Source organism: Streptomyces sp. NPDC093600 (assembly GCF_044764755.1).
GTDB lineage: Bacteria > Actinomycetota > Actinomycetes > Streptomycetales > Streptomycetaceae > Streptomyces.
Genome location: NZ_JBIWIU010000001.1, coordinates 219,153 through 243,194, shown reverse-complemented (window position 1 = coordinate 243,194; position 24,042 = coordinate 219,153). Strand labels below are relative to the sequence as shown.

21 protein-coding genes are annotated in these 24,042 nt (G+C 73.0%); 5 read left to right on the top strand and 16 right to left on the bottom strand.

Going from position 1 to position 24,042, the window contains the following annotated elements; all coding sequences use genetic code 11:
• Positions 1-2 precede the first annotated feature (2 nt).
• From ACIRB4_RS01215 to ACIRB4_RS01175, 9 genes are all read right to left on the bottom strand, one after another.
• The gene (locus tag ACIRB4_RS01215) at positions 3-581 is read right to left on the bottom strand and encodes a TetR/AcrR family transcriptional regulator (RefSeq protein ID WP_403287724.1); all 579 of its coding nucleotides are present in this window, start codon (positions 579-581) and stop codon (positions 3-5) included.
• Complete coding sequence (locus ACIRB4_RS01210) at positions 569-1,291, bottom strand: enoyl-CoA hydratase family protein (RefSeq protein ID WP_403287723.1); 723 nt, start codon at positions 1,289-1,291, stop codon at positions 569-571. Before ACIRB4_RS01210 ends, ACIRB4_RS01215 begins: the two co-directional genes overlap by 13 nt.
• A complete protein-coding gene (locus ACIRB4_RS01205; RefSeq protein ID WP_403287721.1) occupies positions 1,288-2,865 on the bottom strand; it encodes a 4-coumarate--CoA ligase family protein in 1,578 nt (525 codons plus the stop codon). Before ACIRB4_RS01205 ends, ACIRB4_RS01210 begins: the two co-directional genes overlap by 4 nt.
• A gap of 45 nt (positions 2,866-2,910) precedes the next feature.
• Positions 2,911-4,044: an acyl-CoA dehydrogenase family protein gene (locus ACIRB4_RS01200; protein ID WP_403287720.1), complete on the bottom strand. Its 1,134-nt coding sequence runs from the start codon at positions 4,042-4,044 to the stop codon at positions 2,911-2,913.
• Positions 4,041-6,032, bottom strand: a complete 1,992-nt coding sequence (locus ACIRB4_RS01195) for an acetyl/propionyl/methylcrotonyl-CoA carboxylase subunit alpha (protein ID WP_403287719.1) — start codon at positions 6,030-6,032, stop codon at positions 4,041-4,043. The genes ACIRB4_RS01200 and ACIRB4_RS01195 overlap by 4 nt, the downstream gene beginning before the upstream one ends.
• A 10-nt stretch (positions 6,033-6,042) precedes the next feature.
• Entirely contained in the window at positions 6,043-7,653 is a 1,611-nt protein-coding gene (locus ACIRB4_RS01190) for an acyl-CoA carboxylase subunit beta (RefSeq protein ID WP_403287718.1), read from the bottom strand.
• Positions 7,654-7,672: 19 nt separating this feature from the next.
• Positions 7,673-9,349, bottom strand: a complete 1,677-nt coding sequence (locus ACIRB4_RS01185) for an acyclic terpene utilization AtuA family protein (protein ID WP_403287717.1) — start codon at positions 9,347-9,349, stop codon at positions 7,673-7,675.
• Positions 9,349-10,251, bottom strand: coding sequence for a TIGR03084 family metal-binding protein (locus ACIRB4_RS01180; protein ID WP_403287716.1), 903 nt, complete (start codon positions 10,249-10,251; stop codon positions 9,349-9,351). Before ACIRB4_RS01180 ends, ACIRB4_RS01185 begins: the two co-directional genes overlap by 1 nt.
• A 147-nt stretch (positions 10,252-10,398) precedes the next feature.
• Positions 10,399-11,400, bottom strand: a complete 1,002-nt coding sequence (locus tag ACIRB4_RS01175; protein WP_403287715.1) for an EamA family transporter — start codon at positions 11,398-11,400, stop codon at positions 10,399-10,401.
• Between the two features lie 124 nt (positions 11,401-11,524).
• Here ACIRB4_RS01175 and ACIRB4_RS01170 point away from each other — a divergent pair, with 124 nt between their 5' ends.
• Positions 11,525-12,460 (top strand): LysR family transcriptional regulator, encoded by a 936-nt coding sequence (locus ACIRB4_RS01170; RefSeq protein ID WP_403287714.1) that lies wholly within the window; start codon positions 11,525-11,527, stop codon positions 12,458-12,460.
• A gap of 174 nt (positions 12,461-12,634) precedes the next feature.
• Here the strand turns inward: ACIRB4_RS01170 and ACIRB4_RS01165 are convergent, their stop codons facing one another.
• Positions 12,635-15,409, bottom strand: coding sequence for an FAD-binding and (Fe-S)-binding domain-containing protein (locus ACIRB4_RS01165; protein WP_403287713.1), 2,775 nt, complete (start codon positions 15,407-15,409; stop codon positions 12,635-12,637).
• A 50-nt stretch (positions 15,410-15,459) separates the two neighbouring features.
• Here ACIRB4_RS01165 and serC point away from each other — a divergent pair, with 50 nt between their 5' ends.
• Positions 15,460-16,578: a phosphoserine transaminase gene (serC, locus tag ACIRB4_RS01160; RefSeq protein ID WP_403287712.1), complete on the top strand. Its 1,119-nt coding sequence runs from the start codon at positions 15,460-15,462 to the stop codon at positions 16,576-16,578.
• 58 nt (positions 16,579-16,636) lie between these two features.
• Here the strand turns inward: serC and ACIRB4_RS01155 are convergent, their stop codons facing one another.
• Together ACIRB4_RS01155 and ACIRB4_RS01150 are read right to left on the bottom strand one after the other, a co-directional pair.
• Entirely contained in the window at positions 16,637-17,002 is a 366-nt protein-coding gene (locus ACIRB4_RS01155) for a hypothetical protein (RefSeq protein WP_403287711.1), read from the bottom strand.
• A gap of 84 nt (positions 17,003-17,086) precedes the next feature.
• Positions 17,087-18,082, bottom strand: coding sequence for a WD40 repeat domain-containing protein (locus tag ACIRB4_RS01150; protein ID WP_403287710.1), 996 nt, complete (start codon positions 18,080-18,082; stop codon positions 17,087-17,089).
• A 135-nt stretch (positions 18,083-18,217) separates the two neighbouring features.
• Here ACIRB4_RS01150 and ACIRB4_RS01145 point away from each other — a divergent pair, with 135 nt between their 5' ends.
• Entirely contained in the window at positions 18,218-18,913 is a 696-nt protein-coding gene (locus ACIRB4_RS01145) for a GDSL-type esterase/lipase family protein (RefSeq protein WP_403287709.1), read from the top strand.
• A 61-nt stretch (positions 18,914-18,974) separates the two neighbouring features.
• Here ACIRB4_RS01145 and ACIRB4_RS01140 read toward each other — a convergent pair whose 3' ends face one another.
• Positions 18,975-19,985: an SGNH/GDSL hydrolase family protein gene (locus ACIRB4_RS01140; protein WP_403287708.1), complete on the bottom strand. Its 1,011-nt coding sequence runs from the start codon at positions 19,983-19,985 to the stop codon at positions 18,975-18,977.
• A 124-nt stretch (positions 19,986-20,109) separates the two neighbouring features.
• On the opposite strand from ACIRB4_RS01140, the gene ACIRB4_RS01135 reads away from it, so the two are divergent.
• The gene (locus tag ACIRB4_RS01135) at positions 20,110-21,102 is read left to right on the top strand and encodes an aldo/keto reductase (RefSeq protein WP_403287706.1); all 993 of its coding nucleotides are present in this window, start codon (positions 20,110-20,112) and stop codon (positions 21,100-21,102) included.
• Between the two features lie 115 nt (positions 21,103-21,217).
• On the opposite strand, the gene thpR is transcribed toward ACIRB4_RS01135, so the two are convergent.
• From thpR to ACIRB4_RS01120, 3 genes are all read right to left on the bottom strand, one after another.
• On the bottom strand, positions 21,218-21,787 hold the full coding sequence (gene thpR / locus ACIRB4_RS01130) for an RNA 2',3'-cyclic phosphodiesterase (RefSeq protein ID WP_403287705.1): 570 nt from the start codon (positions 21,785-21,787) through the stop codon (positions 21,218-21,220).
• Between the two features lie 77 nt (positions 21,788-21,864).
• The gene (locus tag ACIRB4_RS01125) at positions 21,865-23,202 is read right to left on the bottom strand and encodes an MFS transporter (protein ID WP_403287704.1); all 1,338 of its coding nucleotides are present in this window, start codon (positions 23,200-23,202) and stop codon (positions 21,865-21,867) included.
• Positions 23,203-23,243: 41 nt separating this feature from the next.
• Complete coding sequence (locus tag ACIRB4_RS01120) at positions 23,244-23,687, bottom strand: MarR family winged helix-turn-helix transcriptional regulator (protein ID WP_403287703.1); 444 nt, start codon at positions 23,685-23,687, stop codon at positions 23,244-23,246.
• A gap of 132 nt (positions 23,688-23,819) precedes the next feature.
• On the opposite strand from ACIRB4_RS01120, the gene ACIRB4_RS01115 reads away from it, so the two are divergent.
• Complete coding sequence (locus tag ACIRB4_RS01115) at positions 23,820-24,011, top strand: ribbon-helix-helix protein, CopG family (RefSeq protein ID WP_403287702.1); 192 nt, start codon at positions 23,820-23,822, stop codon at positions 24,009-24,011.
• Positions 24,012-24,042 lie beyond the last annotated feature (31 nt).

The window sequence follows — 24,042 nt, the reverse complement described above, 5'->3', positions numbered from 1 at the left end:
TTTCAGCCCAGCGCTTCATCCAGAAGAGCCGCCCACTGCGCCACCACCCGTTCCCGTCGCGCCCGGTCGTCCGTCAGGAGCGTCGCGAGGCCCAGGCCGCGGGCCATGTCGAGGAGGCCCTGGACCGTTTCGCGGACGCCCGGGACGGACTCGTCGGCGCGCAGGAGCTCCACGGCGATGCGGTGGGACTCGCGGCCGACGCGGGCCTCCAGGTCCGTGACGCGGGCGCGGAGCTGGTCCTCGTCCGAGGCCGCGACCCACAGGTGGAGCGCGGCGCGGAACAGCGGGCCCGTATAGAGGTCCACGAGCGCGGCGACGACCTCGCGGCGGTCGCGGGCCGCGAGGGTGCGCAGGGCCTGGGAGCGTTCCTCGGCGACGTACTCGACGGCCGCCGTGAAGAGGTCCTCCCGGGTCGGGAAGTGGTGCTGGGCCGCGCCGCGCGAGACCCCCGCGCGTTCGGCCACGACGGAGACGGTGGAGCCCGCCCAGCCGTGTTCGGCCAGGCAGGCCACCGCCGCTTCCAGGAGCCGCTGCCGGGTGGCCCGGCTGCGGTCCTGCTTGGGAGCGGTCACAACGCCCATTCGGGTTCCCGTCGTTCGAGAAAGGCCGTCATCCCTTCGCGCGCCTCGGCGGAGGCGAACAGCGACGCCGAGCGCTGCACCAGCTCCTCCGCGTGCTGTTCGAAGGTCTCCAGGACTTTAGCCGTGACCAGGCGCTTGGACTCCGCCAGGCCCTGCGGCGAGCCCCGGCGCAGCCCGTCCAGGATCGCCTCCAGGCGGTCCTCCCCCGCCGTGACGAGACCGATCCGCACCGCCTCCTCCGTACCGAAACGCTCACCCGTCAGGTAGTAGCGCGCCGCCGCGCGCGGCTCCAGCTTCGGCAGCAGCGTCAGCGAGATCACGGCCGGGGCCACCCCGATCCGTACCTCCGTCAGGGCGAAGTCCGCCTCCGGGGACGCGACCACCATGTCGCAGGCGCCAAGGAGCCCCAGACCCCCCGCCCGTACATGGCCGCGCACGGCACCCACCACCGGTTTCGGCAGCTCCACGATCTGCCGCAGCAGCGACACGAAGGTGTACGGGTTGGGCGGCGCCTTCAGGTCCGCGCCCGCGCTGAACGTGGCACCGGCGTGGGTCAGCACCACCGCCCGTACACCCGGATCCTTCCCGCACGCCTTCAGCGCCTCGGCGAGCTCGGCGACCAGGGCCGCCGAGAGCGCGTTGCGATTCCCCGGGGAGTCCAGGGTCAGGGTGGTGATGCCGCGTTCCTCGGCGACGGAGACCAGGGTCATGAGCCTTCTCGCTCCCTCAACTCGCGGCGCAGGATCTTCCCCGACGCGGCCCTCGGCACCCCGTCGACGAACTCCACCCGCCGGATCTTCTTGTACGGAGCAACCTGCCCGGCCACGAAGCCGATGATGTCCTCGGCGGACAGACCGCTCGCGTGCGGCTGCCGGACGACGTACGCCTTGGGCACCTCGTTGCCGTCCTCGTCGTACACGCCGATCACCGCCGCGTCCGCCACCCCCTCGTGGGTGAGCAGCAGCGCCTCCAGCTCGGCCGGGGCGACCTGGAAGCCCTTGTACTTGATCAGCTCCTTGACCCGGTCGACGACGAACAGCCAGCCGTTCTCGTCGACCCGGCCGATGTCGCCGGTGCGCAGCCACCCGTCGGAGTCGATCATGGCGGCGGTCGCGTCGGGGCGGCCCAGGTACCCCTTCATGACCTGCGGCCCCCGGATCGCCACCTCGCCCTCCGCGCCCGGTGCGGCGTCCTTCTCCGGGTCGTCCAGGGACAGGATCCGCATCTCGGTGCTCGGCAGGAGTTTCCCGACCGCGCCGGGCGGGGGGTTCACGGCGTCGAGGGGGACGACGTGCGTGCCCGGGGACAGCTCGGTCATGCCGTACGCCTGCCGGACCGGCGGCAGCTTCAGCCGGGCCGAGCACGCCTCGGCGAGGGAGGCGTCGAGCGGGGCCGCGGCGCTGACGATGTACTCCAGGGAGGACAGGTCGTGGTCGGCGACCGCCGGGTGCTTGGCGAGGGCGAGGACGATCGGTGGCGCCACGTACAGGCCGTTGATGCGGTGCTCCTCGATGGCGGCGAGGAACTGGTCGAGCTCGAAGCGGGGCAGCACGACGACGGTGGCGCCCTGCCTCAGCGGGGCGTTCATCAGGGCGGTGAGGCCGTAGATGTGGAAGAACGGCAGCACGGCCAGGATGCGGTCGCCGGGACCCATCGGGATGAACGGTTCGAGCTGGGCGAGGTTGGTGGCGATGGAGGTGTGGGTGAGCATCACGCCCTTGGGGACGCCGGTGGTGCCGGAGGAGTACGGGAGGGCGGCGATGTCCTCGTCCGGGTCGATGGCGGGGGCCGGCTCGGGGGCCGTGGTGGCGAGCATCGACCGCAGCGAGCGGTGGCCCCCGGCCGCCTCGTCGCAGACGAGGATCTCCTCGACGCCGCCGGCCAGTTCGGCGGCCCGGCGCGCCACCGCGAGCAGCGGGGAGACGGTGACGATCCAGCGGGCGCGGGAGTCGCGGAGCTGCTTGGCGAACTCCTCAGGGGTGGCGAGCGGATGGACGGTGGTGACCGACGCCCCGGCCCGCGTGGCGGCGTAGAACGCGATCGGGAACAGGACGGTGTTGGGGCTGTGCAGGGCGAGGACGTCGCCCTTGCGGACACCGGTCTCCGCCAGCCCGGCGGCGACCCGCCGGTGGAACGCGTCGACCTGCGCGTACGTGAGGGTGAGCCCGCCGGCCCCGTCGATCAGGGCCGGGGTGTCGCCGCGCTCGGCCGCCCTGCCGAGGACGGCGTCGTGGATGGGGAGGGAGACGGGCCGGACATCCGCGTACTCGCTGTGAAACACCATGCGTGCCCCCTGGAGAGGTGGAAGGTGGTCGCCAGAATCCTCCGGTCAGTACGACTTGGGGAGACCCAGGGACTGGTGGGACACGTAGTTCAGGATCATCTCCCGGCTGACGGGCGCGATCCGGGCGACGCGGGAGGCGGTGACGAGCCGGGCGAGGCCGAACTCGCGGGTGAGGCCGTTGCCGCCGAGGGTGTGGACGGACTGGTCGACGGCCTTCACACACGCCTCACCGGCCGCGTACTTCGCCATGTTGGCGGCCTCGCCCGCGCCGATGTCGTCGCCGGCGTCGTAGAGATGGGCGGCCTTCAGCATCATCAGCTTCGCGAGTTCGAGCTCGATGTGGGCCTGGGCGAGGGGGTGGGCGATGGCCTGGTGGGCGCCGATCGGGCTCTTCCAGACCTGGCGCTCCTTGGCGTAGGCCACCGCCTGGGCGAGGGCGTAGCGGCCCATGCCGATGGCGAACGCGGCGGTCATGATCCGCTCGGGGTTGAGGCCGGCGAAGAGCTGGAGGAGCCCGGCGTCCTCGTCACCGACCAGGGCGTCCGCCGGGAGGCGGACGTCGTCGAGGGTCAGCTCGAACTGCTTCTCCTGGGCGGCGAGTTCCATCTCGATGACCTGACGCCCGAAGCCGGGGGCGTCGCGCGGGACGATGAAGAGGCACGGCTTGAGGCTGCCGGTGCGCGCGTCGGAGGTGCGGCCGACGATGAGGGTGGCGTCGGCGATGTCGACGCCCGAGACGAAGACCTTGCGGCCGTTGAGGACCCAGCCGTCCCCGGTCCTGGTGGCGGTGGTGGTGATGCGGTGGGAGTTGGACCCCGCGTCGGGCTCGGTGATGCCGAAGGCCATGGTGCGGGTGCCGTCGGCGAGGCCCGGCAGCCACTCCCGCTTCTGCCCCTCTGTGCCGAACCGGGCGATGACGGTGCCGCAGATCGCCGGGGAGACGATCATCATCAGCAGGGGCGCGCCGGCCGCGCCCGCCTCCTCCAGGACGATGGAGAGTTCGGCGATGCCGCCGCCCCCGCCGCCGTACTCCTCGGGCAGGTTCACGCCGAGGTAGCCGAGCTTCCCGGCCTCGGCCCAGAGGGCGGCCCGGTCGAAGTCGCGGCCGTGGCGGTGGCCGAGGGCGGCGACGGCGGCACGCAGGGCGGTGTGTTCCGGAGACTCGATGAGGGTGCTCATGCGGACTGTTCCTCCTGTGCGTGGGTGGGTGCGTCGCTCTGTACGGCGTGCGGGGCTGCGGCCGGTGCGTCGTCCCGTACGTCGGCCGTTGGGCCGCCCGGTGCGTCTGCCGGGGCGTCGCCGGGTGCTTCGGCCGTTACGACGGCGAGCAGGGCGCCGACCTCGACCTGGCGGCCGGGGGCGGCGTGGAGCGCGGTGAGCGTGCCGGAGGCGGGGGCGGTGATGCGGTGCTCCATCTTCATGGCCTCCAGCCAGAGGAGCGGCTGCCCGGCGGTGACCGCGTCGCCGACCGCCAGACCGTCCGCGACCCGGACGACGGTGCCCGGCATCGGCGCGAGCAGCGAGCCGGGAGCGGCCTGGTCGCGAGGGTCGGGGAACCGGGGGCGGGCGGTCAGCCGGTGGGCGCCGACATGGACGGTGTCGCCGTACCGGGCGACGTCGAAGTCCCGTACGACTCCGTCGACTTCGAGCCGGACGCGGTGCGGGGTGACGGCGACGGCACGGACGCCCTCGGGCGCGGTGACGGTGTAGCCGCCGTCCTTCGCGGGCCGGTAGCGCACCTCATGCTCTCCGTAGGCCCGGCTCTGGTCCTGCGAGCGCACATTGCGCCACCCGCCGCCGAAGCGGCTCGTCCGCGCGGCCGCCTCGGCGAGCGCGGCGGCGACGGCGGCGTACGCCTCCCCGGGCGCGGGGAGGGTCAGATCGACCAGGTTCCGCTCGTAGAAACCGGTGTCCAACCGCCCCGGATCAGTGAACTCCGCGTGCCGCAGGGAGGCGACGAGCAGATCCCGGTTGGTGACGGGCCCGTGCACCCGGGCCCGGGCGAGGGTGTGCGCGAGCCTGCGGACGGCCTCGGCGCGGGTGGGCGCGTGGACGACGACCTTGGCGATCATCGGGTCGTAGTGGACGCCGACGGTGTCACCGGAGACGTACCCCGTGTCGACGCGGAGCCCCGGCCCGCCGTCCGGGAACTCCAGCGCGTGCAGGCGGCCCGTCTGCGGGGTCCATCCCCGGGACGGGTCCTCCGCGTAGAGGCGGGCCTCGATCGCGTGGCCCCGGTCGGCGGGGGGCTCGGCGGGCAGCGGCGTGCCTTCCGCCACCGCCAGCTGCAGGGCGACCAGGTCGACGCCGAAGACCGCCTCGGTCACCGGGTGCTCGACCTGGAGGCGGGTGTTCATCTCCAGGAAGTGCGTCCGGCCGTCCGCGACCAGGAACTCGACGGTGCCCGCCCCCGCATAGCCGACGGCCTTCGCCACCGCCACGGACCGCTCGTACAGCGAGTCGACGAGCCCGGCCGGCAGATCCGGCGCCGGGGCCTCCTCGATCACCTTCTGGTGGCGGCGCTGGAGCGAGCAGTCGCGCGTCCCCAGCGCCCACACCGTCCCGTACGCGTCGGCCATGATCTGGACCTCGACATGGCGGCCGTTCTCGACGTACGGCTCGACGAACACCTCGCCGTCGCCGAACGCGCTCGCCGCCTCCGCCGAGGCCGCCGCCAGCTCCCCGGGGAGCGCGGCCAGGTCGCGGACGACCCGCATGCCCCGGCCGCCGCCGCCCGCCGCCGCCTTCACCAGGACCGGCAGATCCGCCTCCGTGACCTCCCCCGGCGGGGCGACCCCCATCAGCTCCTTGGCCCGCGTCTTCGAGGCCATCGCCTCGATGGCGGCCGGAGGCGGCCCGATCCACACCAGGCCCGCGCCCTCGACGGCCCGCGCGAACTCCGCGTTCTCCGACAGGAAGCCGTACCCGGGGTGGACCGCGTCCGCCCCGGCCGCCAGCGCCGCCTTCACCACCAGATCACCGCGCAGATACGTCTCGGCGGGCGCGGCTCCCGGCAGCCGTACCGCCGCGTCCGCCTCCCGTACGTGCAGCGCGCCGGCGTCCGCGTCCGAGTACACCGCGACCGTCCCGATGCCGAGCTCCCGGCACGTACGGAACACCCGGCAGGCGATCTCGCCCCGGTTGGCGACCAGCACAGTCGAAATCATCGAAGTGGCCTCACATTCGGAAGACGCCGAAGCCGCCGCGCGCGCCTTCGACCGGTGCCGTGTGGATGGCGGACAGGCACAGCCCGAGGACCGTGCGGGTGTCGCGGGGGTCGATCACGCCGTCGTCGTACAGCCGCCCCGACAGGAACATCGGCAGCGACTCCGACTCGATCTGCGCCTCGACCATGGCGCGCAGCCCGGCGTCCGCCTCGGCGGCCTTGTCGTCGTACGGCCGCCCCTTCGCGGCGGCCGAGGCGCGCGCCACGATCGACAGCACTCCGGCGAGCTGCTGCGGGCCCATGACGGCCGACTTGGCGCTCGGCCAGGCGAAGAGGAAGCGGGGGTCGTAGGCCCGGCCGCACATGCCGTAGTGCCCGGCGCCGTACGAGGCGCCCATGAGGACGGAGAGGTGCGGCACGCGGCTGTTCGCCACCGCGTTGATCATCATCGCGCCGTGCTTGATGATGCCGCCCTGCTCGTACTCCCTGCCGACCATGTAACCGGTGGTGTTGTGCAGGAAGACCAGCGGGATGTCGCGCTGGTTGGCGAGCTGGATGAACTGCGCCGCCTTCTGCGACTCGGCCGAGAACAGCACCCCCCGCGCGTTGGCGAGGATGCCGACCGGATAGCCGTGCAGCGCGGCCCAGCCGGTCACCAGACTCGGCCCGTACAGCGGCTTGAACTCGTCGAAGTCCGATCCGTCCACGACCCGGGCGATCACCTCGCGCGGGTCGAACGGGGTCTTCAGGTCGCCCGGCACGATCCCGAGCAGCTCGTCCTCGGCGTACTTCGGGGGCTCCGCGAGACCGACCGGATCGGGGTGCGCCTTGCGGTGGTTGAGACGGGCGACGATCCGCCGCGCCTGGCGCAGCGCGTCCGCCTCGTCGACGGCGTAGTGGTCGGCGAGCCCGGACGTACGGGCGTGCATCTCGGCGCCGCCGAGCGACTCGTCGTCGCTCTCCTCCCCCGTCGCCATCTTCACCAGCGGCGGACCGCCGAGGAAGACCTTCGACCGCTCCTTGATCATCACCGTGTGGTCGGACATGCCGGGGACGTACGCGCCGCCAGCCGTGGAATTGCCGAAGACGACCGCGATGGTGGGAATCCCGGCGGCGGACAGCCGCGTGAGGTCGCGGAACAGCGCCCCGCCCGGGATGAAGATCTCCTTCTGCGAGGGCAGATCGGCGCCGCCGGACTCCACGAGCGAGACGACCGGCAGCCGGTTGGCGTACGCGATCTCGTTGGCGCGCAGGGCCTTCTTCAGCGTCCACGGGTTGGAGGCGCCGCCGCGTACGGTCGGGTCGTTGGCGGTGATCAGGCACTCGACGCCCTCGACCACCCCGATGCCGGTGACGATCGACGCTCCCACCGGGTAGTCGCTGCCCCAGGCGGCGAGCGGCGACAGTTCGAGGAACGGAGTGTCGGGGTCGACCAGCAGCTCGATCCGCTCGCGGGCGAGCAACTTGCCGCGCCGGCGGTGCCGTTCGACGTACTTCTCGCCGCCGCCCGCGAGCGCTTTGGCGTGCTCGGCGTCGAGGGCGGCCAGCTTGTCCAGCATGGCGGCGCGGTGGGCGGCGTAGTCGGGCCCGCCCGTGTCGAGGGCGGAGGCGAGGACGGTCACAGCAGTTCCTCCGGGATGGTCACAACAGTTCCTCCGGGATGTCCAGGTGCCGGGAGCGGAGCCATTCGCCGAGGGCCTTGGCCTGGGGGTCGAAGCGGGCCTGGGAGGCGACGCCCTCGCCGAGGAGTCCGGTGACGACGAAGTTCACCGCCCGCAGTCCGGGCAGGTCGTGCCGTACGACGGGCAGGGCGGCTGTCTCCGGAAGGAGCTGCCGGAACCGCTCCACGGTGAGGGTGTGGGCGAGCCAGCGCCAGGCCGCGTCGGTACGGACCCACACGCCGACGTTCGCGTCGCCGCCCTTGTCGCCGCTGCGGGCCCCGGCGACCAGCCCGAGCGGGGCGCGCCGGACCGGGCCCGGCGGCAGCGGGTCGGGGAGCGGCGGCGCGGGCAGCGGCTCCAGGGGTCGTGTCCGTGGGGGTACGGGGAGGGCGCGCCGGGTCCCGTCGGGGAGGACGGCCACGTGCGGCACCTCGGCGGTGGGCACGTGGGCGGCCTCGAAGACGCCGTACGGCGCGCCCTTGCCCGGTGGCGCGGTGACGTGGAAGCCGGGGTAGGAGGCGAGGGCCAGTTCCACGGCGGCGCCGGTGAGGGCGCGGCCGACCGGCTCCGGGGCGGGGTCGCGTACGACGAGCCGGAGCAGCGCGCTCGCGGTCTCCTCGGTGCCGGCGTCGGCGCGGTCGGTGCGGGTCAGCTCCCAACGGACGTCGGCCGGGCGGGACGTGGCGCGGTCGAGGGCGTCCTCGATCTGGTCCCGTACGAGCCGGGCCTTGGCGTCGATGTCGAGGCCGGTGAGGACGAAGACGACCTCGTTGCGGAAGCCGCCCAGCCGGGTGAGCCCGGCCTTGAGGGTGGGCGGCGGGGCCTCCCCTCGTACGCCGTCGATCCTGACCCGGTCCGAGCCCTGCGGGGTGAGCCGTACGGTGTCGAGCCGGGCGGTCACGTCGGGCCCGGGGTAGCGGGCGCCGGCCGTCTCGTAGAGGAGCTGGGCGGTGACGGTACCGACGTCGACGACGCCGCCGGTGCCGGGGTGCTTGGTGATGACGCAGCTGCCGTCGGGGTGGATCTCGGCGAGGGGGAAGCCGGGGCGGCGTACGTCGTGGCCGGTGAAGAAGGCGTAGTTGCCGCCGGTGGCCTGGGTGCCGCACTCCAGGACGTGCCCGGCGACGACCGCGCCGGCGAGCTCGTCGTACTGTTCCGGCCCCCATCCGAACCGCCACTGCGCGGGCCCGGTGACGAGGGCGGCGTCGGTGACACGGCCGGTGACGACGATGTCGGCTCCGGCCTCCAGGCAGGCGGCGATCCCGGCGCCGCCGAGGTAGGCGTTCGCCGTGAGTACGCCGTCGGGGGCGGGGAGTTGATCGCCCTCGACGTGAGCGATCCGGGCGGGGACGCCGAGCCGCTCGGCCAGGGCACGCAGGGCGTCGGCGAGCCCGGCGGGGTTGAGGCCGCCCGCGTTGGTGACGACCCGGACTCCGCGCTCGTGGGCGAGGCCGAGGCTCTCTTCCATCTGGCGCAGGAAGGTCTTGGCGTATCCGGCGGCCGGGTCCTTGAGGCGGTCCCGGCCGAGGATGAGCATGGTCAGTTCGGCGAGGTAGTCGCCGGTGAGGACGTCGAGTTCGCCACAGGTGAGCATTTCGCGGACGGCGTCGAAGCGGTCACCGTAGAAGCCGGAGGCGTTGCCGATACGGAGGACCATCAGGGGCCCTGGGGGGCGGGGGCAGCGGATTCGTGGTCGGGGGCGGCGGGGCTGGGGCCGGTGGACTCGCCGTCGGTGGCTGCGGGTGGACGGCCGGGGCCGGTGGATTCGTGGCCGGTGGCTGCGGGCGCGCGGCCGGGGCCGGGTGGGCCGGCGAAGGCCTGGGCGAGGGAGAGCCAGCGCTCGGCGTCCTCGCCTTCGGCGGTGAGCGCGGTGTCGTCGCGGTGGACGCGCTGGGTGACGAGGAGGCAGAAGTCGAGGGCGGGTCCGGTGATCCGCTGTGCGGCGCCGGGCGGGCCGTAGGCCCACTCCTCGCCGTCCGGGGCGACGAGCTCGACCCGGAACGGCTCGGCCGGCGCCTGGATCCCCCGTACGAGATAGGCGTAGTCACGGGCCCGGACGCCGATCCAGGCCACGTGCCGCAGGCGGGCGGTCGGTGCGCGCACGACGCCGAGGGTGTCGGCGATGTCCTGCCCGTGCGCCCAGGTCTCCATGAGCCGGGCGGTCCCCATGGAGGCCGCGCTCATGGGCGGCCCGTACCAGGGGAAGCGGGCGCCGGGCGGGGCCTCGCGAAGGGCGCGCTGGAGCCGCTCCCGCCCGTCGCGCCAGCGTTCGAGGAGCACGGCGGGCGCGAGCGCGGCGCCCTCCGCCGCGCCCTCGTCGACGAAGCGGTCGGGGGCGGCGAGGGCCTTCTCGGCCTCGGCGGCGAAGGCGCCCGGGTCGGTGACGGCGAGCAGCGCGGCCCGGTCGGTCCAGGCGAGATGGGCGATCTGGTGGGCGACGGTCCAGCCGGCGGCGGGGGTGGGAGCCGCCCACCCCTCGCCGCTCAACCCCCTGACGAGCCGGTCGACTTCTTCGCTCTCACTGCGCAGATCGTCGAGGACGACGACGGGGTCGGACACGGTGCGCTCCCCTCGGGGGACGGGCGGGCCACGGGCGTGTGCCGAGGAGCATGGCAGCGCACAACAAAACAAGCAAGCATGCTTGCTTGGAAAGTTGGAATGGGGAGGGATCTCGCCTGACAGGGCGACTGGGCGGCTGGGCGGCTGTCAGCGTTCGGCGCGCTTCATCTGGGTGCGGACCGCCCCCATGCTGGCCGCGATGACGAGCGCGATGGCGAGTGCGTCCGTCAGCGACAGCGCCTGGCTCAGCAGCAGGAAGCCGGCGGTCGCGGCGATCGCCGGTTCCAGGCTCATGAGGATCGCGAAGGTGGGGGCGGGCAGGCGGCGCAGGGCGAGGAGTTCGAGGGTGTAGGGCAGGACGGAGGACATCAGCGCGACGGCGAGGCCGAGGCCGATCGTCGACGGTACGAAGAGCTTGTCCCCGGCCTCCGCGAGGCCGAGCGGCAGGCTGAGGACGGCACCGAAGGCCATCGCGAGCGCGAGGCCGTCCGCCTGGGGGAAGCGACGGCCGGTACGGGCACTGAAGACGATGTACGCCGCCCACATCGCACCGGCGGCGAGCGCGAACGCCGCGCCCACGGGGTCGAGCCGGTCGAAGCCGCCGCCGCTGAGCAGGACGACGCCGCCGAGGGCGAGGCCGGCCCACAGGAGGTTGACCAGGCGACGGGAGGCGACCACGGAGAGGGCCAGGGGGCCGAGGACCTCCAGGGTCACGGCGGCGCCGAGCGGGATCCGGTCGGCCGCCTGGTAGAAGAGGACGTTCATGCCCGCCATCGCGGTGCCGAAGGCGACGACGGTGCCCCAGTCGGCGCGGCCGTAGCCGCGGACCTTGGGGCGGCAGAGGATCAGCAGGACGGCGGCGGCGAGCACCAGCCGCAGGGTCACGACACCGAGGGCACCGGCCCGTGGCATCAGCAGGACGGCGAGGGCGGACCCGAACTGGACGGACAGGCCACCGGCGACGACGAGCGCGACGGGGCCGAGACGGTTCGCGCGCGTGGGGCCGCCGGGGGTCGGCGCGGCCGCGGATTCGGATATGGAGACCGCTTCCGGCGCCGTGGCGGCTTCCGGTACCGCGACGGCTTCGGGTACCGAGACGGCGGCGATGTCCTTGACCGGGCTGTCCACCGGCTCACTCCCTGCTTGCATGGTTCATTGTGCTGTACTTTCAGTACAGGATAGTGCACTTGCCGCGTGGCGGCCCGCAATTAACGCTACGAGCCCGTGCGCGGCTCCGGAAATGCCGACTGCGCTGCCGTTATGCTCCGCACGCATGAGCATCGAGCTACGCCACCTCCGCGCCTTCCTCGCCATCGCCGAGGAGGGCAACGTGACGAGGGCCGCCGCCCGGCTCCATCTCACCCAGCCCGCCGTCTCCCGTACGCTCGCCGCCCTGGAGAAGCACCTCGGCGTCCGGCTCGTCGACCGCTCCACCCACCACCTCGCGCTCACCTCCGAGGGCCGCGCCTTCCACGACCGGGCGGCGGCCGCCGTCGCCGCCTTCGACGCCGCGCTGGACGCGGAGCACCTGCGCCACCGGCCCCTGCGGCTCGGCCACGCCTGGTCGGCGTTCGGCCCGTACACCACTCCGCTGCTCCGGCGCTGGCAGCGCGAGCACCCCGAGACGCCGCTCGAACTCCTCCGCGTCGACGACCGCACGGCCGGTCTCGTACGGGGCGAGGTGGACGCGGCGCTGCTGCGCGGGCCGGTGGACGCGCCGGGGCTGGCGACGGAGGAGCTGACGACGGAGGGCCGGGTCGCCGCCGTGCCGACGGACAGCCCGCTGGCCGGGCGGCCGGCCCTGCTGCTCGCGGACCTCGCCGGCGAGACGGTGGTGCTCAACACCGTCTCCGGTACGACGACCCTCGACCTCTGGCCGCCCGCACCCCGGCCGACCGGCACGCTGACCGTCGGCAACACCGATGACTGGCTCACCGCGATCGCCGCGGGCCGGGGCGTCGGCGTCTCGTCCGCGTCGACGGCGGACATGCACCCGCACCCGGGGGTGACCTACCGCCCTCTGACCGACGCCCCGCCCGTCCACGTGGTCCTGGCCTGGCGGGCGACGGCCCCGCACCCGGCGACGGGGGCGCTGGTGGCCTTGGCACACGAGGTCACGGGCGGGGCGGGTTCTTCGGGTTCTTCGGGTTCTTCGGGTTCTTCGGGTTCTTCGGGTTCTTCGGGTTCTTCGGGTTCTTCCGGTACGTGAGGGAATCTGGCACCCGGTACCTGGAGAGGTCCTTGTGCGCGGCCGGTCTCCGCGAGTGTCTGGTGCGGACCGCCCTTCCTAGGAGCGCTCTTTACCGGCCGGCGCAGGGCGCCACACTCGGAGAGAGGGCGGCCACGCGCCAGACACCGACAAGCAACGCCCACCCCAAGACCCTCAAGGCGCCAGCCCCTCCGCGAGGACCTCCGCCAGGTGCCGCCCCCGCCGGTTCGTCAGGTGGCTGATCTGCGTACGGCACGAGAAGCCGTCCGCGAGCACGACCGCGTCCTCGCCCGCCCCCCGGAGCGCCGGGAGCAGTTGGTCCTCGGCGCAGGCCACCGACACCTCGTAGTGGCCGGGCTCGAAGCCGAAGTTGCCCGCCAGGCCGCAGCAGCCGCCGCTCAGCTCCCCCGTCAGCCCCGCCCGTCCCCGCAGGCGCCGCTCGGCCGCGTCGCCCAGGACCGCGTGCTGGTGGCAGTGGGTCTGTCCGACCACCTCGCGGTCCAGGCGCGGCGGGGCCCACTCCGGCGCGAACTCCTCCACGGCCTGGGCGAAGGTGCGAACGGACGAGGCCAGGCGGGCCGCGCGCGGGTCGTCGGCGAGCAGTTCGGGCAGATCGGTCCGCAGCGCCGCCGCGCAGGACGGCTCCAGGACGACCACCGGCCGCCCCAGCACCGGCGCCATCACGTCCAGGGTCCGGCGCATCGTCTTGCGTGCCCGGTCGAGCTGGCCCGTCGAGACGTACGTCAGGCCGCAGCACACGCGTCCCGGCGGCAGGCTGAGGCTCACCCCCGCCGCGCCCAGGACCCGCACGGCCGCCTTGCCCACCTCCGGCGCCAGGTGGTTGGTGAAGGTGTCCGGCCACAGCACCACGTCCGACGCCGCCCCGAGCCTCGCCCCGAACCACGAGACGAACGTCCGGGCCGCCACACGCGGCAGCTCCCGCTCGGGGGTCACCCCCGCCAGGCGGGCGGCGAAGGGCAGCGCCCGGCCGATGTTCAGCGCCGGCCCGAACCACCGCAGCCACTGCGGCAGCCGGCCCATCGACACATGCGACCACGGCCTCCGCCGCCTCCTGCCCCTGCCGCCCGTCTCTCCCTCCCCGTCCCCGCCGCCACCCCCGTAGTACCGGTCCAGGAACTCCGCCTTGTACGCGGCCATGTCGACGCCCACCGGGCAGTCGCTCCGGCACCCCTTGCACGACAGGCACAGGTCCAGCGCCTCCCTGACCTCCTCCGACCCCCAGCCGTCGGTGATAACCTCGCCGAGCGCCATCTCGTGCAGCAGCCGCGCCCGCCCTCGCGTGGAGTGCCGCTCCTCCCCCGTCGCGCGGTACGAGGGACACATCACGCCCGGCCCCGAACTCGGCCCCTCCCCCCGGCACTTGGCGACCCCCACACACCGCGCCACGGCCGGCACCAGCGCCGGAGCCGTGGGCAGCCCGGTGAACCTCAGGTTCTCGTCCAGCCGGCCCGGCCGCACCAGCGTCCCCGGGTTCAGGCCGCCGTCCGGGTCCCACACGTCCTTGACCCGCCCGAAGAGGCCGACCAGTTCGGGGCCGTACATCCTCGGCAGCAGCTCGGCGCGCGCCTGCCCGTCCCCGTGCTCCCCCGACAGCGAGCCGCCGTGCGCGACGACCAGGTCCGCGACCTCCTCCGAGAACGCCCGGAAGCGCCCGACGCCCGCGTCCGTCCACAGGTCGAAGTCGATACGGACGTGGATGCAGCCGTCGCCGAAGTGCCCGTACGGCGTCCCGCGCAGCCCGTGCTCGGCGAGCAGCGCCCGGAAGTCCCGCAGGTACGCGCCGAGGCGAGCGGGCGGCACCGCGCAGTCCTCCCAGCCGGGCCAGGCCGCGCTGCCGTCCGGCATCCGGGTGGCCGTCCCGGCGGCGTCCTCGCGGATCCGCCACAGCATCCGCTGCCCGGCCGGGTCGGCCACCACCGCCGCGTCCAGCGCGTCCGCCGCCCGGAGCATGGCCCGCGCCGCCGCCTCCCCGTCCGTCTCGACGAAGAGCCACGCCCCGCCCCGGGGCAGCCCCACCGCGTCCGGCACCAGGTCGGCCGCCATGCCCTCCACCGTCAGCGGACCGTGGACGAGCAGCCCCGCCGCCGCGTCGGCCGCCGCGCTCTCGTCCGGGTACCCGAGCACGGCCAGGACGGGTGAGGACGGTGCCGCCACGAGCCGTACGGTCGCCTCGGTCAAGATCCCCAGCGTGCCCTCGCTGCCGCAGAACGACCGGGCCACGTCCGCGCCCCGCTCGGGCAGCAGCGCGTCGAGGGCGTAGCCGGAGATGCGGCGCGGCAGGCCCGCCGGGTAGCCGGTCCGCAGCGCCGCGAGGTTCGCTCCGACCAGCTCCCGCAGCCCTTCCGGCGCCCCCGCCCAGTCCCGGCCGAGGCGCAGTGTCTCTCCGCCGTACGTGAGGACGTCGAGGCCCAGCACGTTGTCGGCGGTCGTCCCCCAGGCCACGGAGTGGGCTCCGCACGCGTTGTTGCCGATCATGCCGCCGAGGGTGCAGCGGCTGTGGGTGGACGGGTCGGGCCCGAAGGTGAGCCCGTGCGGGCGTGCCGCCTCCCGCAGCCGGTCGAGGACGACGCCCGGCTGGACGACGGCCGTCCGCGCCTCGGGGTCGACGGACACGATCGCGCGCATGTGACGGGTGAAGTCGAGGACGACGCCCGTGCCGGTCGCCTGTCCGGCGATCGACGTGCCGCCGCCGCGCGCCACGACCGGCACCTCGAAGTCCCGGCAGACGGCCAGCGCGGCGGCCACCTCCGCCGCGTCGCGCGGGGCGACCACACCGAGCGGCACGCGCCGGTAGTTGGACGCGTCCATCGTCGTCAGGGCGCGTGCCGTGGTGCTGAAGTCGACGTCTCCCGACCCCGCCGCGCGCAGGGCCGCTTCCAGTGCCTCGTCTTTTCCCACCAGTCCAGGATGGATCACTCGTCGTCTCATCCGGCGGACATCGTCTGACGCGACCGTTCCGACCGGATACGCTCCGCCTCGTGGCTGAGATCCAGATTCCCGCTGACATCAAGCCCGCCGACGGCCGTTTCGGCGCGGGCCCCTCCAAGGTGCGTACGGAGGCGCTGGACGCCCTGGCCGCCACCGGCACCTCTCTCCTCGGTACGTCCCACCGCCAGGCCCCGGTCAAGAACCTGGTCGGCGAGGTACGTGCCGGAGTGCGTGACCTCTTCTCGCTGCCCGAAGGCTACGAGGTGATCCTGGGCAACGGCGGTTCGACCGCCTTCTGGGACATCGCGACCCACGGGCTGATCGAGTCGAAGTCCCAGCACCTCAACTTCGGCGAGTTCTCCTCCAAGTTCGCGAAGGCCGCGAAGCTGGCCCCCTGGCTGGCCGAGCCGACCGTGATCTCCTCCGACCCGGGCACGCACCCGGAGCCGGAGGCCGAGGCGGGCGTCGACGTCTACGCGTTCACCCACAACGAGACCTCCACCGGTGTCGCCGCCCCCGTCAAGCGGGTCGCGGGCGCCGACGAGGGCGCGCTCGTGCTGGTCGACGCGACCTCCGGCGCGGGCGGCCTCCCGGTCGACATCACCGAGTCGGACGTCTACTACTTCGCCCCGCAGAAGTCCTTCGCCGCCGACGGCGGTCTGTGGCTGGCGGCGTTCTCGCCGGCCGCGCTGGAGCGGGCGAAGAAGATCCACGAGTCCGGCCGGCACATCCCGGAGTTCTTCTCGCTGCCGACGGCGATCGACAACTCGCTGAAGAACCAGACGTACAACACCCCGGCTCTCGCGACCCTCTTCCTGCTGAACGAGCAGCTGAAGTGGATCAACGGCCAGGGCGGTCTCGACTGGGCCGTGGCCCGTACGAAGCAGTCCTCGCAGAACCTGTACGGCTGGGCCGAGGAGTCCAAGTACGCGACGCCGTTCGTGACGGACCCGGCGAAGCGCTCTCAGGTCATCGGCACGATCGACTTCTCGGAGGAGATCGACGCGGCGGCCGTCGCGAAGGCGCTGCGCGCCAACGGCATCGTGGACACCGAGCCGTACCGCAAGCTGGGCCGCAACCAGCTGCGGGTGGCGATGTTCCCGGCGATCGACCCGGCGGACGTGCAGGCGCTGACGGCCTGCGTCGACTACGTGATCGAGAAGCTCTAGCGGTCTCGGCGACGAGGGGCCCGGCATCGGATGTCCGATGCCGGGCCCTTCGCGTGGCTCAGCCGGCCTGTGCCTTCACGTGGTCGATCACCGCGTTGAACTCGGCGGTCGGTGAGAACTCCACGAGGTCGGTGTCCTCCAGGGCCTCGGGGGCGTGGCCTGGCCCCCAGTAGTAGGCCTGTCCGCCCTCGTAGAACTCGTCACCCGAAGCCGTCCGCATCCGGAGGCGGCCCTTCAGCACGTACCCCCAGTGGGGGCACTGGCACAGATCGCCTTCCAGGCCCTTGAGGGCGGGGGCCATGTCGGCGCCCTGCGGAAGGTGCATGAAGGAGACGGTCATGTCGCCTCCGGCCTCCTGCATACGGAAGTCCAGGCCGTCGCCTTCCATGGCGACGGGGGTGTCCTCGCGCGTGAATCCGGTCATGACTCCTCCACTCGTCCGGCCCCCTTCCAGTCTCGACCCGGATCGTCGCCCGGTCGACGCGGGCACGTTCGGGACGCTGGTCGGTCAGCCGCGCCGCAGGAGGCGCTTTCCGCCGACGACGAGGGCCGTGGCGAGGCCGAGGACGACCACACCGAGGGTGAAGTCGCCCTCCTCGCCCTGGCCCTTCCCCTCCCCCTTCCCCGGTGGCGCGGTCGCCGTGCCGGACGCCGACGGAGCCGGTCCACCGCTCTCGGGGGACGGTTTCTCCACAGCCACCCGTACCACCCGGCTCTCCTTCCCCTCCGAGCCGAACATCAGGGCCGAGCCGTCCTTCGTGTACGTCACCGACTCCGCCTGCCCCTGGAAGGGCGCGCCCACGGACCGCCCCTCGCCGTCCGCGAGGCGCCCGTCCTTCCACGCGTAGGACTTGGCCGAGAAGTAGCCGCGCAGGACGAGGGTCCCGCCGTCCGGGGAGAAGGCCCCGTCCGTCACCCACGGCACATCGCCGATCCGCCGGAAGACGTTCGTCCCGGCCGACGAGAGCCGCTCGGGGCCGGCGTACAGCCCGCCGCCGTCCTCGTTCTTGCTGGCGATGTAGACCCGGCCGGTCTTCGGATGGACCATCAGGGCCTCGGCGTTGCGGGGCCCGTCGGCGTACTTCACGTCATACTGCCGCGCCTGGACGGTCTGGTCATTCAGCCGCTTCGGCTCGGGGAAGCGGTAGATCCACACGTGGTCCCACGAGCCGTCGAGGTTGTCGCCGATGTCGCCGACGTAGATGTTCCCGTCCGGGCCGACGGAGACGGCCTCCATGTCCCGGGGGGTGCCGACGCCCTTCATGGTGAGCGTCGCGACCGTCTCACCGGTGCGGGAGTCGATGCCGTAGATCCGTGCGGCGTCCTGGTCGTTGTGCGTCCAGTAGACGCCGGGGTGGGCGCGGCTGGCGGCGAGACCGCTGGACTCGGTGATCCGGGGGTCCTTGATCGTGAAGTCCTGGTCCGCTTCGGCCGCTCCGGCCGGAGCGGCGGCCATGAGCAGGACGAGGGCCGCGGCACCGGAGGCGTACAGGAACGAGCGCATGGGCCCAAGCGTGCCACGGGCGCGGGAGGAACCGGCCGGGCGGGGCGCGGGGTTCGGCCTCGGCGGGAGCGGGGCGCTGGGCCGTGTCCGGGATCACGTCGCAGGCGGCGGCGAGCGTCGGTGATGATGGTCGCCATGCGTTTCATGTTCGTCGGTGACAGTTGCACGATCGGCAGCGCCGGCGACTGCACGTGGCGGTACCGGATGTGGCAGCACCTGGAGTCCGGCTTCGACGGCGCGTACGCGATCGTCGGCCCGCGCACGGAGCTGTACGACAAGGAGACGGGCGCGGCCGGCTCGGACGCGTACGCGGACCCGGCCTTCCCGGTGGCCGCCCGGCGCCATCTGGCGGGCTGGGGAGAGGGCTGGCTGCACATGGCGCCGCTGATCGGCGATGCGGTGACCGCGTCGAGGGCGGACGTGCTGCTGGTCTTCCTGGGCCTGATCGATCTGGGCTTCTACACGAACAGCGACCAGACGGCCGCCAACGTCCGCGCCTTCGTGTCCGCGGCCCGGGCGGCGAACCCGCGCGTCCGGGCCGTGATGATGCCGGTCATCCCCAACGTCCGCGCGGAGTCCGACGCCCCCTTCGCCGCCGAGTGCGACCGCTTCAACGAACTGCTCGCGAAGACGATCGCCGACCTGGACACGGCGGCGTCCCCGCTGCTGCTGGCGACGACCCCGGAGACGTACGACATCCACACGGACACCTACGACGGCACCCACCCCGCCCCCTCGGGCGAACACAAACTGGCGGCCGCCTTCGCGGACGCGATGCACCAGGCGTGGGGGCTCGGCTCGGCGTACGGGAGCGTCGCGGCCTCCCCGTGAGGGGTGCCTGGCCGACGGGCGGCGTCCACACGCCGCCGGCCGGCCCCGCAGCGACCGCCCCCTACGCCGGTCCTCGGCCGTACATCGCCGCGATCGACTGCGCCACCGTGTCCCCGTTGCCGTCCCGGCCCGTCTCGTTCGCCCGGAGGAACCACGGGAAGGTCTGATGGTGCAACGTCACCCCCGAGGGCTCCAGCAGGCCTCCCACGGCGCGGTCCGTGCCGTCGCACGCCGTCGCCGCGCCCGTCGTCGCGTAGAGGTCCACGAAGCGGGCCCCGTGCCGCCTGGCCTTCGCCGCCATCAGGGTGTTCAGCCGGGCCTGGACCTTGTCGTCGAGCACCGGCCACGCCGCCTCCGGTACGTCCGCCAGGGGGCGTCCAGCGCCTCCCGGGAGCTCCGTACGGCAGCGTTCACGGTCCTCGGGAACCAGCCGGGGGTAGCCCACCATCACGACATCCGCCGAAGGGGACTCGCTGCCGATCTCGGAGAACAGCTTGTCCAGGTCCTTGGCCGTCTCCTCGAACCGCGCCTCCAGCCACGCGGCGCCCGCGCCGTTCGAGAAGTACGCGGCGCACTCCCCCGCCGGTGACTTCGCGTCCACCGGAGCGTCCGGCAGCAGCGCACCCTCCGGCCCGCGCAGCCGGACCGAGCACTGGCTGAGCACCCGGTCGAGCCCCGCCGTCTCCGCGCCCAGGCCCACCACCACAAGCCGGGTGTCCTTCGTCAGGGCGCGCTTCTGGGGTGCGGCCGTGAGGCCGCCGCCGAGGTCCTGCTCCTCCCACACGTGGTTCAGCCGTGCGCCCGCGCAGGAGACGTCCGCCGTGATGTCGAGCAGGATCGCCTGGTCGGCGAGCTGGTCCTCGACCACGTCCGGCAGGTTCTCCGCGGCCCGTACGCACAGCAGCGCGTCCCCGTCGACGGGGGCGATGCCGAAGCTTCCGATCGACGCGTCACCGAGGAAGACCGTCGGCACCTTCCCGGCCGCCCCCGTCGACTCCACCCCCGAAACGCCCGCTCCCACCACCGCCGTCAGCGACGCCGCCGCCGTCCACGCCCAGCTCCTCAGCCCCATGCCCGCATTGAAGCGCTCCCGCCGCACCGGCTCACCGCACTCGGGCACCGCTCACCCTCGCGAGCGAGGTGACCGGATCCAAACCCTTGCTTCGAGCGCACTCCAACGCCTTGGCTGTACGACCATGAAGTACACGCAGCTCGGACGCACCGGACTCAAGGTCAGCCGACTCGTCCTCGGCACTATGAACTTCGGACCCCAGACCGACGAGGCCGACAGCCACGCGATCATGGATGCCGCGCTCGGCGCGGGGATCAACTTCTTCGACACCGCCAATGTCTACGGCTGGGGCGAGAACAAGGGCCGCACCGAGGAGATCATCGGCAGCTGGTTCGACCAGGGCGGCGGCCGCCGCGACAAGACCGTGCTCGCCACCAAGGTGTACGGCAACATGTCCGCCGACGCCGACCATGTCTGGCCCAACCACGACCGGCTCTCCGCCCTCAACATCCGCCGGGCCGTCGAGGCGAGCCTCAAGCGGCTGCGGACGGACTACATCGACGTCTACCAGTTCCACCACATCGACCGCCGGACCCCCTTCGACGAGATCTGGCAGGCGATCGACGTCCTGATCCAGCAGGGCAAGATCCTCTACGCCGGTTCGTCGAACTTCCCCGGCTACAAGATCGCCCAGGCCAACGAGGCCGCCGCCCGGCGCGGGATGGTCGGGCTCGTCAGCGAGCAGTGCCTCTACAACCTCGCCGAGCGGCGCGCCGAGATGGAGGTGATCCCGGCCGCCCAGGAGTACGGCCTCGGGGTGATCCCCTGGTCGCCGCTGCACGGCGGACTGCTCGGCGGGGTCCTGAAGAAGGAGAGCGAGGGCAAGCGGCGGGCGGCGGGACGGTCGGCTGACTCGCTGGCCAACACCTCCGTACGCGCGCAGGTGCAGGCGTACGAGGATCTCCTCGACAAGCACGGGCTCGAGCCCGGCGAGACGGCCCTCGCCTGGCTGCTCACCCGGCCCGGCGTGACCGGCCCGATCGTCGGCCCGCGCACGGCCGAGCAGTTGGAGAGCGCCCTGCGGGCCGTCGAGCTGGAGCTGTCGCCGGAGGTACTGGCCGGGCTCGACGAGGTCTTCCCGGGGCCGGGGCCGTCCCCGGAGGCGTTCGCCTGGTAGGCGGCGGCCAGGGGGCCCACTAACCGACCACGGAGGCCACCGCGATCATCAGGAACATCAGTACGAGCACGCCGGCCATGATCCGGTTACGGGTTTTCGGGTCCACCCTTCGAGGTTAACCCGCCCCGTCGAGCGGCCAGGCGCCGACCGTCTCGTACCGCGGCTGCTCTCCCGGCACACCGCCAGCCGGGAGGCGGCTGCGGACGAGGACCAGCTCCGGCACCTGCCAGCGAGCGCCTTCGAAGGGTGCGAGCCCGTCGACGAACGGGCGCAGGTCGGTGTCCGCGCGGGGCCGGGCGATGGTCAGGTGCGCCTGGTAGCGGCGGTGCTCGCCCATCGCCACCCCCGCCCGCCGGGCGGCGGCGTCGGCGCGCTCGGCGAGCAGCCGCAGCTCGTCGAGCCCGCCCGCGGCCCCCACCCACAGCGCGCGCCGGCCGAAGTGTCCGCCGCCGTGGAGGCGGAGGGGGAACGCCTCGGTGCGGTGGGCGGCGCGGGCGAGGCGCTCGTGGAGCTCGGGAAGCAGCCCCTCGTCGACCTCGCCCATGAAGGCGAGGGTGAAGTGCCAGCCGGGCCGGGCGGTCCAGCGCAGCCGCTCCGCGCCGGGGATGCGGCCCAGCCGGTCGACCACGCGGGCGAGCTCGTCGGCCTGGGCGCGGGGCAGCGGGACGGCAGCGAAAAGCCTCATGGGGAAAGTCTGTCAGCCTCCCGGCGGCATGCGCCGGAGCTCCCGGCCCGACTGCCGGCGCCCCGCCCCCGCGGGCTCTACGCCGCCGTCGCCAGGCGTTCGCGCGCCACGAAGCGGACCTGCGGGTGGCCGTGGTGCCAGGCGAAGGCCATCTTCAGGCCGCCGACCCGCGCCAGGATCAGGCCGACGACGCCGGCCGCCGCCAGGGAGATCACGCCGCCCGTGGCGAAGCCGACGCGGGCGCCGTAGGTGTCGGTGATCCAGCCGAGGAGCGGCGCTCCGATCGGGGTGCCGCCGGCGAAGACCATCATGTAGAGGCTCATGACACGGCCCCGCATGACCGGGTCCGTGGCCAGCTGGACGGCCGAGTTGGCGGTGATGTTGACGGTCAGGCCGAACATGCCGATGGGGACGAGCAGCAGCGCGAAGAGCCAGAACGACGGCGAGAAGGCGGCCGCGATCTCCAGGAGGCCGAAGACCGCCGCCGCGCCCACCACCATCCGCAGCCGGGAGCTGCCGCGCCGGGCCGCGAGCAGGGCGCCCGCGAGCGAGCCGGCCGCCATGAGGGTGTTGAGGAAGCCGTACGTCCCGGCGCCGACGTGGAAGACGTCGTCGGCGAAGGCAGTCAGCCAGATCGGGAAGTTGAACCCGAAGGTGCCGACGAAGCCCACGAGGACGATCGGCCAGATCAGGTCCGGCCGCGCCGCGACGTACCGCAGCCCCTCGCGCAGCTGGCCCTTGCCGCGCGGCGCGCGCTCCACCTTGTGGAACTCGGCGGGGCGCATCAGCAGCAGGCCGGTGAGCGGGGCGAGGAAGAACAGGCCGTTGAGGAGGAACGACCAGCCACTGCCGACGGTGGCGATCAGCAGACCGGCGACGGCCGGGCCGACGAGCCGGGCGGACTGGAAGTTGGCGGAGTTCAGCGACACGGCGTTGCGCAGCTGGTCGGGGCCGACCATCTCGGAGACGAAGGACTGCCGGGTCGGGTTGTCGACGACGGTGACCATGCCGAGCAGGAAGGCGACGAGGTAGACGTGCCAGACCTGGACGTGGCCGGAGAGGGTCAGGGCGGCGAGCGCGAGTCCGCAGAGGCCGAGGGCGGCCTGGCTGATCAGGAGGATGCGCCGCTTGGGGTAGCGGTCGGCGATGACACCGCCGTACAGGCCGAAGAGCAGCATCGGCAGGAACTGCAGCGCCGTGGTGATGCCGACGGCGGCGGCGGAGCCGGTGAGGCTGAGGACCAGCCAGTCCTGGGTGATCCGGGCCATCCAGGTGCCGGTGTTGGAGACGATGGCGCCGGTGAAGAACAGCCGGTAGTTGCGTATGCGGAGTGAGGAGAAGGTCCCCCCGCGCCCGCGGGTGTCGGTGTCGGTTTTGTGGACGGGTGCGGAGTCTGCTCCGGGTCCCGTACTCAAAGTGCGTCGCCTCCTCGGCGTCGGGATGTCTACAGGGCTGCCTACAGGTGCGCGAGCTTCTCCAGGACGGGGGCGGCGGCGCGCAGCTTGGCCCACTCGTCCTCGTCCAGGCCTTCGGCGATGGTGGCCAGCCAGGCGTTCCGCTTGCGGCGGGACTCTTCGAGCATGGCCTCGGCCCGCTCGGTCTGGCTGACGACCTTCTGCCGGCGGTCGTCGGGATGCGGCTCCAGCCTGACCAGGCCCTTGGCTTCGAGGAGTGCGACGATCCGGGTCATCGACGGCGGCTGGACGTGCTCCTTGCGGGCCAGCTCGCCGGGGGTGGCGGAGCCGCAGAGCGACAGTGTGCCGAGCACCGACATCTCGGTCGGGCTCAGTGATTCGTCTACGCGCTGGTGCTTGAGGCGTCGGCTCAGCCGCATGACGGAGGAGCGGAGCGCGTTCACGGCCGCGATGTCTTCCGCGGTGCCGTGGGACAGGTCAGGCATGTTCATTAGCATAACTCATTACTCTGGCTAAATACCACCCGGAATGGGGGTGCCCACTTGTGTCACCCGAACGAGTGAGATGCATCCGGAAAGTGACGCGGCGGGCCCGTCCGTACGGCGACCCTGACGGGCATGGGATCGACCGTGCTCAGCCTGCGCATCGACGGTGAGCTGCTCGACCGGCTCAGGGGACATGCCGCCAAACGCGGAATGAGCGTCCAGGACTATGTGGTCCGGACGCTCATTCGCGATGACTTCGACGAGCGGTTCCAGACCGCCGTCGACGAGACGGAGAAGTTCTACGGGCTGACGCGGCCCACGTGACCGCGAGCGCGCTGCGGGGTACGGGCTCGGG

What these genes read in the sequence shown, in the direction of transcription:
- ACIRB4_RS01135 (WP_403287706.1), top strand. Translation starts at nt 20,110, where the DNA reads ATGAAGTACACGCAGCTCGGACGCACCGGACTCAAGGTCAGCCGACTC.
- ACIRB4_RS01145 (WP_403287709.1), top strand. Translation starts at nt 18,218, where the DNA reads ATGCGTTTCATGTTCGTCGGTGACAGTTGCACGATCGGCAGCGCCGGC.
- ACIRB4_RS01170 (WP_403287714.1), top strand. Translation starts at nt 11,525, where the DNA reads ATGAGCATCGAGCTACGCCACCTCCGCGCCTTCCTCGCCATCGCCGAG.
- ACIRB4_RS01120 (WP_403287703.1), bottom strand. Translation starts at nt 23,687, where the DNA reads ATGCCTGACCTGTCCCACGGCACCGCGGAAGACATCGCGGCCGTGAAC.
- ACIRB4_RS01150 (WP_403287710.1), bottom strand. Translation starts at nt 18,082, where the DNA reads ATGCGCTCGTTCCTGTACGCCTCCGGTGCCGCGGCCCTCGTCCTGCTC.
- ACIRB4_RS01200 (WP_403287720.1), bottom strand. Translation starts at nt 4,044, where the DNA reads ATGAGCACCCTCATCGAGTCTCCGGAACACACCGCCCTGCGTGCCGCC.
- ACIRB4_RS01195 (WP_403287719.1), bottom strand. Translation starts at nt 6,032, where the DNA reads ATGATTTCGACTGTGCTGGTCGCCAACCGGGGCGAGATCGCCTGCCGG.
- ACIRB4_RS01140 (WP_403287708.1), bottom strand. Translation starts at nt 19,985, where the DNA reads ATGGGGCTGAGGAGCTGGGCGTGGACGGCGGCGGCGTCGCTGACGGCG.
- ACIRB4_RS01210 (WP_403287723.1), bottom strand. Translation starts at nt 1,291, where the DNA reads ATGACCCTGGTCTCCGTCGCCGAGGAACGCGGCATCACCACCCTGACC.
- ACIRB4_RS01215 (WP_403287724.1), bottom strand. Translation starts at nt 581, where the DNA reads ATGGGCGTTGTGACCGCTCCCAAGCAGGACCGCAGCCGGGCCACCCGG.
- ACIRB4_RS01155 (WP_403287711.1), bottom strand. Translation starts at nt 17,002, where the DNA reads ATGACCGGATTCACGCGCGAGGACACCCCCGTCGCCATGGAAGGCGAC.
- ACIRB4_RS01165 (WP_403287713.1), bottom strand. Translation starts at nt 15,409, where the DNA reads ATGAGACGACGAGTGATCCATCCTGGACTGGTGGGAAAAGACGAGGCA.
- ACIRB4_RS01175 (WP_403287715.1), bottom strand. Translation starts at nt 11,400, where the DNA reads ATGCAAGCAGGGAGTGAGCCGGTGGACAGCCCGGTCAAGGACATCGCC.
- ACIRB4_RS01115 (WP_403287702.1), top strand. Translation starts at nt 23,820, where the DNA reads ATGGGATCGACCGTGCTCAGCCTGCGCATCGACGGTGAGCTGCTCGAC.
- thpR (WP_403287705.1), bottom strand. Translation starts at nt 21,787, where the DNA reads ATGAGGCTTTTCGCTGCCGTCCCGCTGCCCCGCGCCCAGGCCGACGAG.
- ACIRB4_RS01185 (WP_403287717.1), bottom strand. Translation starts at nt 9,349, where the DNA reads ATGGTCCTCCGTATCGGCAACGCCTCCGGCTTCTACGGTGACCGCTTC.
- ACIRB4_RS01205 (WP_403287721.1), bottom strand. Translation starts at nt 2,865, where the DNA reads ATGGTGTTTCACAGCGAGTACGCGGATGTCCGGCCCGTCTCCCTCCCC.